We start from the raw sequence: 14,440 nt of genomic DNA on the forward strand, positions 1-14,440 counted from the left end.
CTTGCGCCCCTGGGATGTCTACAAGGTGTCCGACGCTATCAACGAGCAGCCGTGGCTGCCGAACGGTCCCATTCCGTTCGACGTGCAGTGGACACTGGAAGGAGACGGCTCGAACGTGCGGACACGGGAGGCGAGGATGCAGGAGACAGATCTGGTGGTGCGGCCGTGACCACCGCAGTCGTGGTCGGCAGCGGGCCCAACGGGCTCGCCGCCGCGGTCCACCTCGCCCGGCACGGCGTCGACGTCCAGGTCCTCGAGGCCGCCGACACCATCGGCGGCGGCACCCGCTCCGGCGAACTCACCGTCCCCGGACTCCTGCACGACGAGTGCTCGGCGTTCCACCCGATGGGTGCCGGGTCACCGTATCTGCAGACACTCGACCTCGGCCGGTACGGGTTGACGTGGAAGTGGCCGGAGATCGACTGCGCCCACCCCCTCGACTCCGGTGAGGCAGGGTTGCTGCACCGCTCGATCGCGGCCACCGCCGCCGGACTCGGCGAGGACGGCGCGCGCTGGCAGCGCATGTTCGGCGGGCTCGCCGACGGATTCGACGACCTCGCCGCCGACCTCATGCGTCCGATCGCGAACGTGCCCCGGCACCCACTCCGGCTCGCCAGCTTCGGACCCCGGGCCCTGCTCCCGGCGACCACGACCGCCCGCTGGTGGCGCACCGACAAGGCCCGCGCACTGTTCGGCGGCGCCGCCGCGCACGCCTACTACCGCCTCGACCGGCCCGCGACGTCCGCGGTCGGGATGATGATCGTCGCCGCCGGGCACCGCTACGGCTGGCCGGTCGCCGAGGGCGGATCGCAGTCGATCACCGGCGCACTCGCCGCCCTGCTCACCGACCGGGGCGGCAAGATCACCACCGGTGTCCACGTCCGCGATCGGACCGAACTTCCGCCCGCCGACGTCGTCCTGCTGGACGTCGCGCCGTCCGCCGCGCTCGGCATCCTGGGCGCTCGCCTGCCCGACCGGGTGGCCCGTGCGTACCGGCGGTTCAAGCACGCGCCCGCCGCCTTCAAGGTCGACTTCGCTATCCAGGGCGGGGTGCCGTGGGCCGATCCCGAATGTGGACGCGCCGGGACCGTCCACCTGGGCGGCAGCTTCGCCGAGATCGCGGCCGCCGAACGCGACGTCGCCGCGGGCCGGATGCCGGAGCGGCCGTTCGTCCTCCTCGGTCAGCAATACCTCGCCGATCGCAGTCGTTCGAACGGCGATCTGCATCCGCTGTACGCGTACGCCCATGTCCCGCACGGCTACACAGGCGACGCGACGGCGGCGATCACCGCGCAGATCGAACGGTTCGCCCCTGGCTTCCGGGACCGCGTCGTCGCCACGGTGAGTAGCGGACCGGCGCGTCTGGCCGCGTCGAATCCCAATTACGTCGGCGGCGACATCATCGGCGGAGCCAACACCGAAACCCAGGTAGTGCTGCGGCCGCGCATCGCCCTCGACCCGTACAGCACCGGGATCCCCGGCACGTACCTGTGTTCGGCATCGACTCCGCCCGGCGCCGGGGCACACGGCATGTGTGGGTACAACGCGGCGCAATCGGCCCTGCGCTATCTGCGGAAGGGCGGAGGGGACGTGCTGTGAGCAGTCCCGCCCCCGGCGACCGCGGCGCCGGTGCCAGGCGCCGCATGGCGCGGGTGCCCGCGATGGCGGAAGCCGAGGTCCTCGACATCGTCGCCGGTATCGCCCGGAAACTCGATGTGCGGCAAGCGGAGATCACCCGCTCGATGAGCGCGCTGCTCGCGCACGAGATCGACCAACTCGACGAAGACCCGCAACTCGTCGAACTGCTCGAGGCGAGCGTGAACGGCAATGTCTCGACGATCGTGCACGTCCTCGCCAACGACATTCCCGTCGATCACCTGCAGCCCACCACCGCCGCCGTGGAGTACGCGCTACGGCTGGCGCAACGTGACGTGTCGTCGAACTCGCTGGTCCGCGCGTACCACATGGGCCAGGACGACCTGATCAAGATCTGCTACGACGAGGTCAGCTCCCTCCAATTGTCCGGACCGCTGACCCTCGCTGTGCTCAAACACATTTCGGAGGTCGTGTACAGCTACATCGACTGGATCACGCTGTACGTGTTCGACGCCTACGAGCAGGAACGACGGCGCTGGCTGGGTGCCCGCGGCAACGTCCACTCGTCGACCATCCACACCCTCCTCACCGGAACGGGCGACGACGGGTCCGCGTTCGAGGCCGAAACGCACTACCGGCTCGAGCAGACGCACGTCGCGATGATCCTGTGGTCCACCGGTCCCGACACCGAGGCGAGCCTCAACACCCTCGACCACTACGTGCGGGATCTCGCCCGCCACCTCGCCACCGACTCCGCACCCATCGTCACCGCCATCGACCGCCGAACCCTGTGGGCCTGGCTCCCTTTCGGCCGCCGGAAGCCCGTCCTCGACACCACCGAACTCGCCGCAGCCCTGCCCGCGAACCCGGGCATCCGGACCGCGATCGGACTGCCCGCAACCGGGGTCGCGGGATTCCGGCGGTCACACGAACAGGCCCGCGCCGCCTACTCCGTCGCCACCGTGCCCAACACCCCGGCCCGGCCGATCGTCGGCTTCGGCGACCGCGGCGTCGCCGTCGTCTCGCTCCTCGCCGAGAACCTGGACTCCACCCGGGCCTGGGTGTGGGAGGTCCTCGGCCCGCTCGCGGAGAACACCGACCAGGCCGCGACACTGCGGACCACGCTGAGCACCTACTTCGCGACCGGCGAGAGCCACCTCCACACCGCCCAGCAGATGAACCTGCACCGCAACACCGTCAAATACCGCATCACCAAAGCCCTCGGCGAGCCCGCCACCGGCACCCACAGCAAGCTGGATCTCGCTCTCGCCCTGCAGGTGTGCGAGTTCCTGGGTCCGACGGTACTGAAGTAGGCCCTCCGGGCTTGTGCGCCTTTCTGGTTGTTCCAGCTACCAAAAAGGGGCTCTACTGCTGTGATCGTGGGTGGTAGCTGGGCATTGTAAGGGCGCACGCCGTTGTCCCAGTAGCGTTCTGGCTTGTCTAGGGTCAGTCGGCTACATGTGTGGGAGAACGGCGTGCGCGAAGCCAGGATATGGCGTCAGGTGTTGGGTGTCGAAAAGACGGTGATCGAGCACGTTGATTTCGATGCCACGGCCGTGGCGGTGATCGTCGCGGTCCGGCCGCAGGCCCGGGCCCGGTCCCGGTGCGGGCTGTGCGGTCGGCGTAGCCCCGGCTACGACGGCGGCACCGGGCGGCGGCGATGGCGCGGCCCGGACTGCGGCCTGGTCCGCACCTTTATCGAGGCCGACGCCCCACGGGTGTCCTGCCGCGAACACGGGGTCACGGTGGCCGCTGTGCCCTGGGCCCGGCACCGCGCCGGGCACACCCACGCGTTCGACCAGACGGTGGCGTGGCTGGCCACGCACACCTCGAAGGCCGCGACCTGCGAGGTGACGCGCACCGCCTGGCGCACGGTCGGGGCGATCGTGGACCGGGTGTGGGCCGACACCGCACCCGCCCGGGACCCGCTGGCCGGGCTGCGTCGGATCGGGATCGACGAGATCTCCTACAAGAAGGGCCACAAGTATCTGACGGTCGTCGTCGACCACGACTCCGGCCGGCTGGTGTGGGCCGCCCCCGGCCGCGACGCGGCCACCCTGTCCGGGTTCTTCGACCGGCTCGGGCCCGAACGCTGCGCGAAAATCACCCACGTCACCTCGGACGCGGCCGGGTGGATCGGATCGGTGGTGGCCCGGTACTGCCCGGATGCGATCCGCTGCGCGGACCCGTTCCACGTGGTCGCCTGGGCCACCGAAGCCCTCGACGCGGTCCGCCGGGCCGCGTGGAACCGGGCCCGGGCCACCGAGAACGCCTCCCGCGGCGGCGGCTGGAAACCACGCCGCCGCCCGAAGGGCGGACCAGCTCAAACGGTGAAACGCAGCCGGTGGGCGTTGCTGAAGAACCCGGACACCCTCACCACCGGGCAGCAGGCGACGCTGCGGTGGATCGAACTGCACGACCCGGTGCTGCACCGCGCCTACCTACTCAAGGAAACCTTGCGGTTGATCTTCCAACTCCCGGCCGAGAACGCCGCCACCGAACTCGATCGATGGATCGGCTGGGCGAGACGGTCCCGGATCCCGGCCTTTGTCGCGTTGCAGAAAAGCATCCGCGCCCACAAACCCGCCATCCTCGCCGCCATCGAACACGGCCTGTCCAACGGGCGCATCGAATCGGTCAACACCAAAATCCGCCTCATCACCCGACGCGGATTCGGGTTCCACACCCCCGAGGCCGTCATCGCACTCGCGATGCTCAGCCTCGGGGGCGCTCGACCACAACTACCCGGCCGAACCCACCCACGAATGAGTCAGTAGAGCCCAAAAAGGCGCACGGGCGGCGGAGTCGCCTACGCCCGACTGAGGATGGTCCCGAGATCGGCGGCCGGGGACAGGGTGCCGTACTCGTGGGTGCGGTCGGGGCCGAGGCGGGCGTCGACGAATGCATCTGCGACGGCGGTGGGCGAGAACCGGGTCAGCAGCGACGCCTGCAGGGCGAGGGCCATCGATTCGACGACGGTGCGGGCGCGCAACTGGGCGGCCGCAGGGTCGAGTCCGGCGAGTTCGCCGAGCTGACGACGGACCCGCTCGAGGTGCTCGTCGAGCACCACGCTGCTGCCGCGGGCCAGGTTCACCTCGGCGTCGAATGCGGCGACGCTGTCGGGTTCGCGGGTCATCGCGCGCAGGACGTCGAGGGCGATGACGTTGCCCGACCCCTCCCACACGGCCATGACGGGCTGCTCCCGGTAGCGGCGGGCGAGCGGGAAGTCCTCGGTGTAACCGTTGCCGCCCAGGCATTCCAGCGCCTCGTAGGCGTGGTGCGGGCCGCGCTTGCAGATCCAGTACTTCGCGACCGCGGTCGCGAGCCGGCGGAAGCTGCGTTCCTGCTCGCTCGCGTCCTCGTCGTGCGCCCGGGCGAGGCGCAGCGCGGTGACGGTGCCCGCCTCCGACTCCAGCGCCAGGTCGGCCAGCACCGACGTCATGGCCGGCTGATCGGCCAGGACCTTCCCGAACGCCGAGCGGTGCCGGGCGTGCCACACCGCCTCGGCGACGGACTGCCGCATGCCCGCGGTGCTGCCGAGCACGCAGTCGAGGCGGGTGCGCGCGACCATCTCGAGGATGGTGCGGACGCCGCGTCCCGGTTCGCCGACCATGACGCCGACGGTGCCGTCGAGTTCGATCTCGGACGACGCGTTGGACTTGTTGCCCAGCTTGTTCTTCAGCCGCTGGATGCGGAAGACGTTGCGGGTGCCGTCCGGGAGGATGCGCGGCAGCAGGAAGCACGAGAGGCCGTCGCCGCCCGCGCCTTCCGCCTGCGCGAGCACGAGAAACGCGTCGGACATCGGCGCGGAGCAGAACCACTTGTGCCCGGTCAGCAGGTAGTCGGCGCCGGGACCGCCGCGTCCGGCGGGTGTCGCGACGGTGGTGTTGGCCCGGACGTCGGAGCCACCCTGCTTCTCCGTCATGGACATGCCGAAGATCGCGGACGCCTTGCCGGGTGCGTCGAGTTCGGGGGTGTAGCTGCGGGACAGTGCGCGGGGTTTCCAGATCGCGGCGACGTCGGGTTGCAGGTCGAGGGAGGGGATGACGGCGTTGGTCATCGAGATCGGGCAGGAGTGTCCGGGTTCGATCTGCGCGAACATCATGAATGCCGCTGCGCGAGCGACATTCGCACCGGCCTTCGGGTCGGCCCACGCCGACGTGTGCGCCCCGTGCGCGACGGCCGCGGAGATGATCCGGTGGTACGCGGGATGGTATTCGACCTCGTCGATCCGGTTGCCCCAGCGGTCGAACGTCTTCAGTTCGGGGATGATCGTGTTGGCGAGTTCGGCGTCGTGCTGGAACGTGGCGCTGCCGACGAGTGCGCCGATGTCGGTGAGTTCGCCGGTGGCCCAGTCGGCGTCGTGGCGGCGCACGCCCTCGGCCAGCACCGTGTCGAGGGTGAACTCGTTGACGTCGGCGCGGGGCACCGACTGGTTGAGCACGGTGTGCGTCCGGTGGGGTGCGGGATGGGTGATATCCGTTTCGGAAAAAGTAGTCATGACAGTGTCTTTCGTGAGTCAGCTCGCGGAGCGGATCAGGTGCTTCTGGATCTTGCCGGTGGGGGTGCGGGGCAACACGGTGGCGAACACGTAGTCGCGGGGAATCTTGTAGCGCGCCAGCTTGTCCGACAGGTAGTCGCGGATGTCGTCGGCACCCACGACGTCCGGTTCACGCCACACGACGTGCGCGACGACGGTCTCGCCCCACTCGGGGTGCGGCCGGCCCACCACCGCGACATCCACGACGTCGGGATGGCCGGAGATGGCGTCCTCCACCTCCTTGGAATAGACGTTCTCGCCGCCGGTGATGATCATGTCTTTCGCCCGGTCGACGATGAAGAGGTACCCGTCGTCGTCCTGGCGTGCGAGATCGCCTGTGCGGTACCAGCCGCCGTCGGCGAACACAGCTGCGGTGGCGTCGGGATCGTCGAGGTACCCCTGCATCACGGTCTCGGTACGCAGCCAGATCTCGCCGATCTCCCCGGCGGGCACGTCGACGCCGTCGGGCCCGGCCAGGCGCATGTCGACGCCGGCGAGCGCCGCCCGGCCGATCGAGCCGGCCTTCGCGAGCTGTTCCTCCGGGTAGAGGACGGCCCCGACGGGACCGGTCTCCGTCATCCCGTACACCTGGTAGAAGCGGGTGGTCCGGTACGACTCGACGAGTCGGCGCGCCACATCGGCGCCGATAGGTCCGCCGCCGTAGAGCCAGGCCCGGACGCTGGACAGGTCGTAGTCAGCGAAGTTTGGTACCGCATTCAGCGCCGTGGTGTAGATGACCGGCGGCCCGAAGCACAGCGTGATGCGTTGCTGCTGTACCGCATCCAGGAAGTGGACGGGATGATAGTCGCGGACGAGCACGACGGTGCCGCCCATGTACAGCGTCGCCATCAGCCAGTTGTTGAGCGGCGACGCGTGCCAGATCGGGACGGCCATCAGCAGTCGCTCGTCGCGGGTGATCGACAGACCGAGGGCGGCCGTGGTCGCCACGAGCACGACGTTGCGATGACTGTGCACGCAACCCTTGGGCGCGCCGGTGGTGCCGGACGTGTAGAGGATTTCCGCGGGGTCGTTCTCGTCCGGCTCGATGCCGTCGATGCCGTCCAGGTCCGCGATCGCGTCGTCGAAGAAGGCGTGGCCCTCCACGGCGGTGTCGGTGGACAGCAGCTGCACCGGCGTCTCGAGTCGCTCGATGACGGGTGCGAGGTCGCCGTCGAAGACGCATACCTTCACCTGCGCGTGCCGCAGGATGTAGTCGACCTCGGGTGCCTGCATCTTGTGGTTGACCGGCACCACCACCGCGCCGATGCGCCAGGCGCCGAGCACCGCGTAGACGAAGCCGGGGGTGTTGAAACACATCAGAGCGACGCGGTCGCCGTGCCCGACCCCCAGTTTCCGTAGCAGGGCGGCGGCGTGGCGGCTGCCGTCCTGCACGGAACCATACGTATGGTCGCGTCCCTGAAAATGGAGAAAGGCCTTGTCGGGCGTCTTCCGGACGTTGCTGTCGAATACGCGAACGATGTTCATCGCGCTCCTTGGAGGAGAGAAGGTCAGTCGATGGAGGTGTTGCGGACGGTCTCGGGGATCTGGAGGTTCGCGAAGATGACGGCGACGGCCTCCTCGAGCGAGTAGCCGAAGCTCTCGCCGGTGGCGGTCTTCTGGATCACGAGGCCGAAGATCGCCGACCAGAACGCCTTCGATTCGACGTCGATGCCGGCGCGCAGTTTCCAGCCGGTGCGCATCAGGGTGCGGATCAGCGCGTCCTCGCCCGAGGAGTGCAGGGTGCGGAGGGTGTCGGTGATGAGGTCGCGCAGTTCGCCGCGGCGTCCCGTCATCAGCATCGCCGAGGTGAAGAGTTCGACGCTGGGCGCGCCGGGCCCGAGGAGGGAGCCGACGAGCTTCTCCGTGTAGTCGCCGACGGTCTCGGCGGTGGCCGCGTCGTCCTCGGCCCGTTTGCCGGCACGCAGGACGGCAGCGCACGCGACCTCGACGAAGAGCCGCTCCTTGGAACCGTAGTAATAGGTCACCTGGTTGGGGTGGGCCCGCGCGGCGGCACAGATCTGCGTGATGGGGACGCCCTCGCCGTGCTCGAGAAAGAGTTCGGTGGCGGCGGTGAACAGGGCGTCGCGAGTCTGGCGACCGGACTCCCGAGTGGCACGCGCTGCTCGGCCCGTCTGCGACACCATGACCGCCTCCCGCTTGTTTGTATGACAAACAATAACTGGACTTTGTTTGTATGACAAACAAGGAGAGTGACGGGCGTCGCCCCGCACGTCCTCCGACCCCGGAAATACCGACCGCCAGGGTTACGCTGCTCACCATGTTTTCTTCCGTCGGAGCGAAGATCCGTGTGGTGGTGGCGCTACTGCTCACCGCCCTGCTGGCGCTGACCCTGTCGTCGTGTTCGAGTGACGGGGAGACGTCGGGGGCGGCACCGCAGGATCTGTGTTCGCCACCCGGCGTCGGCGCGGCCACCGCCGCCCCGACCAATCTCGCCGCCTCCGGCGCCGTGGCCGAGGACCGCTACACGACGCCCTCGACCACCCCGATCGACCAGATCGACGCGTCGAAACTGAACCTCATCACCCCCGGCGTGCTCACCGTCGGCACACTGTCCGACGCACCGCCGAGCATCTGCGTGAACTCCGAGAACCAGTTCACCGGCTACGACAACGAACTGCTGAAGGCCGTCGCCGACAAGCTGGGCCTGCGCGTCGACTTCGTCGGCACCGAGTTCGCCGGACTACTCGCCCAGGTCGCCGGACGCCGCTTCGACGTCGGATCGTCGTCCATCACGACGACGGACGAGCGCCGCAACACCGTCGGCTTCACCAACGGCTACGACTTCGGCTACTTCTCCCTCGTCGTTCCCAACGGCGGTCCGATCCAGGGCTTCGACGACCTGACCGCGACCACTCGGATCGGTGTCGTCCAGGGCACCGTCCAGGACGACTACGTCGTGAACACGCTGAAGCTGAACCCGGTGAAGTTCCCCGACTACGCCACCGCGTACGCGAACCTGAAGTCCGGGCAGATCGACGCCTGGGTGGCGCCGTCGCAGCAGGCCGAGGGCGCCATCGCGCCGGGCGATCCCACGTCGATCGTCGAGAACACCTTCAGCGTCAACAACTTCGTGGGCTGGGCCGTCAACAAGGAGAACCAGCCGCTCATCGACGCCCTCAACTCCGGGCTCGACGCCGTCATCGCAGACGGCACCTGGGCGCAGCTGTACTCCGACTGGGTGCCCCGCGAACTGCCCGAGGGCTGGAAGCCCGGCAGCAAGGCGGCACCGGTGCCCGACCTGCCGGACTTCGCCGCGCTGGCCGCCCAGAACTCGCAGAACACGACCGAAACCCCGGTCGCGGAGCCCAAGTCGACACTCCAGCAGCTGAAAGACACGTTCTTCAACTGGGACCTCTACACGCGGGCGTTCCCGGATCTACTCAAGACCGGTCTGCCGAACACGCTGATCCTGGCGTTGGCGTCGGGCATCGTCGGCACCGTCCTCGGCATGCTGCTCGCGATGGCCGGGATTTCCCGCACCCGCTGGCTCCGCTGGCCCGCCCGCGTCTACACGGACGTGTTCCGCGGCCTGCCCGCCGTCGTCATCATCCTCATCGTCGGTCTCGGCGCCGGCCCCATCGTCAAGGGACTCACCGGCAACAACCCGTACTGGCTCGGTGCGGCCGCGCTGTCACTGCTCGCGTCCGCCTACATCGGTGAGATCTTCCGGTCCGGCATCCAGAGCGTCGAACCCGGACAACTCGAGGCGTCCCGGGCGCTCGGTTTCAGCTACCGGAAGTCGATGACGCTGGTCGTGGTTCCGCAGGGTGTGCGACGGGTGCTGCCCGCGCTGATGAACCAGTTCATCTCCCTGATCAAGGACTCGTCGCTGATCTACTTCCTCGGCCTGCTCGTCAGCCAGCGGGAACTGTTCGCCGTCGGCCGCGACCTCAACGCCCAGACCGGCAACCTGTCGCCGCTCGTCGCCGCCGGCCTGTTCTACCTGGCGCTCACCATTCCGCTGACGCACCTCGTCAACTACATCGACAACCGCCTGCGCACCGGCCGCGCCGACACGTCCGGCACGCTCGACCCGGTGGAACAGTCCATCGTCGTGGAAAGGGGATAAGGCGATGGCCGTCTCTCTCACTGGCACCGACCTGCACCTCGCGTTCGGCACCAACAAGGTGCTCCGCGGCGTCGACCTCCACGTCGACGCCGGCGACACCGTCACCGTGATCGGACCGTCCGGCTCCGGAAAGTCCACCCTGCTGCGGGTCCTCAACCGGCTGCACGAACCCGATCAGGGCGACGTCCTGCTCGACGGGAAGTCGGTGCTGAAGGACAACCCGGACAAGCTGCGGCAGCGCATCGGCATGGTGTTCCAGCACTTCAACCTGTTCCCGCACAAGACCGTCGTCGACAACATCGCCCTCGGGCCCCGCAAGCTCAAGGGGATGTCCAAGGACGAGGCGCGGTCGCTGGCGCTCGAACAGCTCGAACTCGTCGGGCTCGCCAACAAGGCCGACTCGCGGCCCGGGAACCTGTCGGGCGGGCAGCAGCAGCGCGTCGCGATCGCCCGCGCCCTGGCGATGAAGCCCGAGGTGATGTTCTTCGACGAGGCCACCTCGGCACTCGACCCCGAACTGGTGAAGGGTGTCCTCGCGCTGATGGCCGACCTCGCCAAGGGCGGCATGACGATGGTCGTCGTCACCCACGAGATGGGCTTCGCCCGCGAGGTGTCCGACACCGTGCTGTTCATGGACCACGGCGCCGTCGTCGAGACCGGGAAGCCGGACCAGCTGTTCGACAAGCCCGAAACCGAACGGCTGCAGCAATTCCTGTCCCAGGTACTGTAGGCCGCTCCGCGGCCTGTGCGCCTTTTTGGTAGCTGGAACAACCAGAAAGGCGCATGGGCGCGAAGCGCCTACCGCGTCATCGCCCGGATCCGCCTGGCCGCGACGGAGATCAGCGCCAGCGTGGGTTCGTTGGCGACCTCCGACTCGATTTCCGTCAGCAGTGCCCGCGCGCGGGCGAGCCGGGCGGCGTTGTGCTGTTCCCACTGGTCGACCTTGTCGGCCGCGTCATCGCCGGGTTCGCTCACGGACAGCGCGTCGAGGGTGATGGCGCGCAGCGAGCTGTAGAGGTCGTCGCGCAGGGCGAGACGTGCAAGGGCGTGCCACCGGTCCAGCCGGGGGAGCGCCGTGACGGCGGTCAGCGCGGTGTTGATGTGCAGGTGCGCCGACAGCGCGAAGTACAGTTCGGCGACGTCCTCGGGGCGGTGCTGTGAGATCTCCGCGATGTCCACGATGTCGAGGAGGCAGTACGTGTGCAGCAAGTCCGCCACGTCGGCGGCGAGCCCGGCCTCCGCCCCGCGCGATGTGAGGGCCTCGGTGCGCCGCTCCACCGCGGTGATCTCGTCGCCGCGCAGCCATTCCCGGACCCGCGGGCGGAGGTCGCGGACGACCGGCCGGTAGCGGGCGATGGTGGCCTCGAGCGGCAGCGGTTGCGGCCGGTGCGTGGTCAGCCACCGCGACGCGCGGTCGATCAGTCGCTGGGTCTGCACCGTCAGCGCGTTCGTCCCGGCCGTCGGCGTCGTGTCGGCCGCCGCCCGGATCCGCTCGAAAGTCGCTCCGAGGTCGAAGATCTCGGTGACCGCGGTGAAGGCGTTCACCGCCTCCGCGGAGTCGGCGCCCGTTTCCTCCCGCAGCCGGAAGGCGTACGTCATCCCCGCTCGGTCGACCATGTCGTTGACGACCGACGTCGTGACGATCTCCCGGCGCAGCGGATGCGCGGCGACCGTGTGCGCGAACTCCCGGCCGAGGCGCGGCGGGAAGTAGTTGTGCAGCCGGCCGGCGTAGACCCCGTTGTCGGGGAGGGTCGTGCCCGACACTTCGCTCTTGATGAAACGCTTGACCTGCGCGGTGAGCTGCGCCAGCTCCGGGCTCGTCAGCCCCTTCTGCTCACGTTCGAGCGCGCCGAACTGCGCGGACGTCGGGAGCACGTCGATCGCGCGGTCCACGTGGCCGCGCCGTTCCAGGTCGTCGACCATGCGGGAGTGGAAGCTGACGAGAGTGCCGGCCTGTGCCCGGTTCAGGCTCATCATCTCGTTCTGGCTGCGGTTGTCGGCGAGGACGAGCCTGCTGACGTCGTCGGTCATGTCGGACAGCAACTCTCGCCGGTCCTGCGCGGCGAGAGTGTTGTCGGCGGTGGCGCCTGCCAGGGCGATCTTGATGTTGACCTCGTGATCCGAGCAGTCGACTCCGGCCGAGTTGTCGAGCGCGTCGGTGTTCACGCGACCGCCGTTGCGCGCGTATTCGATCCGACCGAGCTGGGTCAGGCCGAGGTTGCCGCCTTCGCCGACCACCCGGACGCGCAGTTGGGGCGCGTCGAGCCGGACCGCGTCGTTCGACTTGTCGCCGACGTCGGCGTGGCTCTCCGTCGTCGCCTTCACGTACGTGCCGACCCCGCCGTTCCACAGCAGGTCCGCGGGCGCACCGAGGACGGCACGCACGAGTTCGACGGTGGTGAGGACCCGATCGTCGTCGATCCCGAGAACGCGCCGGGCCTGCGGTGTCAGCCGAACGGACTTCGCCGACCGGTCGACGATCATCGCGCCGTCGCTGAGGACCGCCTTGTCGTAGTCCTTCCAGCTCGACCTGCCGAGCCCGAAGAGCCGTGCCCGCTCGTCCCACGACCGCTGCGGGTCCGGATCGGGGTCGATGAAGACGTGCCGATGGTCGAATGCCGCGAGCAGGCGGATGTGGGGGCTGAGCAGCATCCCGTTTCCGAAGACGTCGCCGCTCATGTCGCCGATGCCGACGACGGTGAAGTCGTCGGTGCGGGTGTCGACGCCCATCTCGCGGAAGTGCTGCATGACGCTTTCCCACGCGCCGCGGGCGGTGATGCCCATCGCCTTGTGGTCGTAACCGACGGAACCGCCGGACGCGAATCCGTCGCCGAGCCAGTACCCGCGCTCGAGTGCGATCGCGTTGGCGACGTCCGAGAATGCCGCTGTCCCTTTGTCTGCGGCGACCACGAGGTACGTGTCGTCGCCGTCGCGCCGGACGATGCCCTCCGGCGCGATCACCTGCCGGGTCGTGATGTCGAGGTTGTCCGTCATGTCGAGGAGGCTCGAGATGAATTCGCGGTAGCAGGAGATGCCCGCCGAGTACATCGCCTCCCGGTCGGCGGCGGCGTCGCCGGTGGGCACGGGCGGGTTCTTGACGACGAAGCCGCCTTTCGCTCCCGCGGGGACGATGACGGCGTTCTTGACCGCCTGCGCTTTGACGAGTCCGAGGATCTCGGTGCGGAAGTCGTCGCGGCGATCCGACCACCGGATGCCGCCGCGGGCGACGTCGTCGAATCGCAGGTGCACGCCCTCCATCCGGGGCGAGTACACGTAAGCCTCGTATTTCGGTCGGGGCAGCGGCAATTCGTCGATCGACGAGGAGTCGAACTTGAATGCGAGAGCGCGCGCGGCCCGACGGTCTTCGGCGTAGTACGTCGTCCGGGTGGTGGCGCGGATCAGCGAGAGCAGTGCCCGCAGAATCCGGTCGGCGTCGATCCCGGCGACGGCGTCGATCGCGTCGACGGTGCGGCCCTCGAGCGCGTCTTCCGCGGCGGCGTCGCGTTCGATGCCCGGGTCGAGGCGGAGCGCGTGGAACTCGACGAGGAGTTTCGTGATTGCACTGTTGCTCAGCAGGACTCGTTCGACGTTGCTGCGGCTGTACGGAAGCCCGGCCTGACGCAGGTAGGCGGCGTACGCGCGGAGGACGGTCACCTGACGCCACCCGAGCCCGGCGTGCAGGACGAGCGCGTTGAACCCGTCGACCTCGGTCTCACCCGTCCACGCGGCCCGGAACGCGTCCGCGATCCGGCTGTCCCGGGTCACCCCGTGACCGTCCGTCACGGCGACCAGATCGACGGTGAGGTCGTAGATCCAGGCACGGTGCCCGTCCGGGCGGGTCAGCGCGGCCGGTCGTTCGTCGAGCGCGTTGACGCCGAGGCTGGACAGGATCGGCAGAACCTCGTTGAGCGGCGCGGGTTTCCCGACCGCGTAGATCTTGAGGTTCTCGTACGGCGTGGACGCCTCGGTGGTGGTGAACGTCAGCGCCACACTGTCGACGTCGAGGCGCTCCACTTCGGCGACGTCGCGGATCGCCTGTGCCGGATCGGTTTCGGTGGCGTAGCTGATCGGCAGCGCGGACGCGTAGTGGCGCGCGACCGCGGTGTCGAGACAATGCGGTTCCGTGAGCAGCGTGCTGCGCCACAGCTCGTGGGACCAGGGGGTGTCGAGTTCCGTGCCGATGCTGTTCATGACGATGGGGTGATCTCCTGTAG

The 14,440-nt window shown here is 68.8% G+C and carries 10 protein-coding genes; 6 read left to right on the forward strand and 4 right to left on the reverse strand.

Going from position 1 to position 14,440, the window contains the following annotated elements; genetic code table 11:
• Positions 1-25: 25 nt before the first annotated feature.
• The 4 genes from FND50_RS36445 (at position 26) to FND50_RS35640 (ending at position 4,373) form a co-directional block, all read left to right on the forward strand.
• The gene (locus FND50_RS36445; protein WP_186301365.1) at positions 26-169 is read left to right on the forward strand and encodes a hypothetical protein; all 144 of its coding nucleotides are present in this window, start codon (positions 26-28) and stop codon (positions 167-169) included.
• Positions 166-1,599, forward strand: coding sequence for an NAD(P)/FAD-dependent oxidoreductase (locus FND50_RS35630; protein ID WP_144288888.1), 1,434 nt, complete (start codon positions 166-168; stop codon positions 1,597-1,599). Before FND50_RS36445 ends, FND50_RS35630 begins: the two co-directional genes overlap by 4 nt.
• Positions 1,596-2,909 (forward strand): PucR family transcriptional regulator, encoded by a 1,314-nt coding sequence (locus tag FND50_RS35635; RefSeq protein WP_397493102.1) that lies wholly within the window; start codon positions 1,596-1,598, stop codon positions 2,907-2,909. Before FND50_RS35630 ends, FND50_RS35635 begins: the two co-directional genes overlap by 4 nt.
• Before the next feature lie 162 nt (positions 2,910-3,071).
• The gene (locus FND50_RS35640; protein WP_144288889.1) at positions 3,072-4,373 is read left to right on the forward strand and encodes an ISL3 family transposase; all 1,302 of its coding nucleotides are present in this window, start codon (positions 3,072-3,074) and stop codon (positions 4,371-4,373) included.
• Positions 4,374-4,405: 32 nt separating this feature from the next.
• Here the strand turns inward: FND50_RS35640 and FND50_RS35645 are convergent, their stop codons facing one another.
• The 3 genes from FND50_RS35645 to FND50_RS35655 are packed head-to-tail and all read right to left on the reverse strand — an operon-like array spanning position 4,406 to position 8,280.
• Positions 4,406-6,097, reverse strand: coding sequence for an acyl-CoA dehydrogenase family protein (locus FND50_RS35645; protein WP_144288890.1), 1,692 nt, complete (start codon positions 6,095-6,097; stop codon positions 4,406-4,408).
• Positions 6,098-6,115: 18 nt separating this feature from the next.
• Complete coding sequence (locus FND50_RS35650) at positions 6,116-7,621, reverse strand: class I adenylate-forming enzyme family protein (protein WP_144288891.1); 1,506 nt, start codon at positions 7,619-7,621, stop codon at positions 6,116-6,118.
• 23 nt (positions 7,622-7,644) lie between these two features.
• Positions 7,645-8,280 (reverse strand): TetR/AcrR family transcriptional regulator C-terminal domain-containing protein, encoded by a 636-nt coding sequence (locus FND50_RS35655; RefSeq protein ID WP_144288892.1) that lies wholly within the window; start codon positions 8,278-8,280, stop codon positions 7,645-7,647.
• Positions 8,281-8,414: 134 nt separating this feature from the next.
• On the opposite strand from FND50_RS35655, the gene FND50_RS35660 reads away from it, so the two are divergent.
• The gene (locus FND50_RS35660; RefSeq protein WP_144288893.1) at positions 8,415-10,226 is read left to right on the forward strand and encodes an ABC transporter substrate-binding protein/permease; all 1,812 of its coding nucleotides are present in this window, start codon (positions 8,415-8,417) and stop codon (positions 10,224-10,226) included.
• Between the two features lie 4 nt (positions 10,227-10,230).
• Positions 10,231-10,956, forward strand: coding sequence for an amino acid ABC transporter ATP-binding protein (locus FND50_RS35665; protein WP_005249317.1), 726 nt, complete (start codon positions 10,231-10,233; stop codon positions 10,954-10,956).
• Positions 10,957-11,024: 68 nt separating this feature from the next.
• Here the strand turns inward: FND50_RS35665 and FND50_RS35670 are convergent, their stop codons facing one another.
• Positions 11,025-14,417, reverse strand: a complete 3,393-nt coding sequence (locus tag FND50_RS35670; RefSeq protein WP_144288894.1) for an NAD-glutamate dehydrogenase domain-containing protein — start codon at positions 14,415-14,417, stop codon at positions 11,025-11,027.
• Between the last annotated feature and the right edge of the window lie 23 nt (positions 14,418-14,440).

This window comes from Rhodococcus sp. WB9, assembly GCF_007558985.1.
GTDB classification, from domain to species: domain Bacteria; phylum Actinomycetota; class Actinomycetes; order Mycobacteriales; family Mycobacteriaceae; genus Rhodococcus_F; species Rhodococcus_F opacus.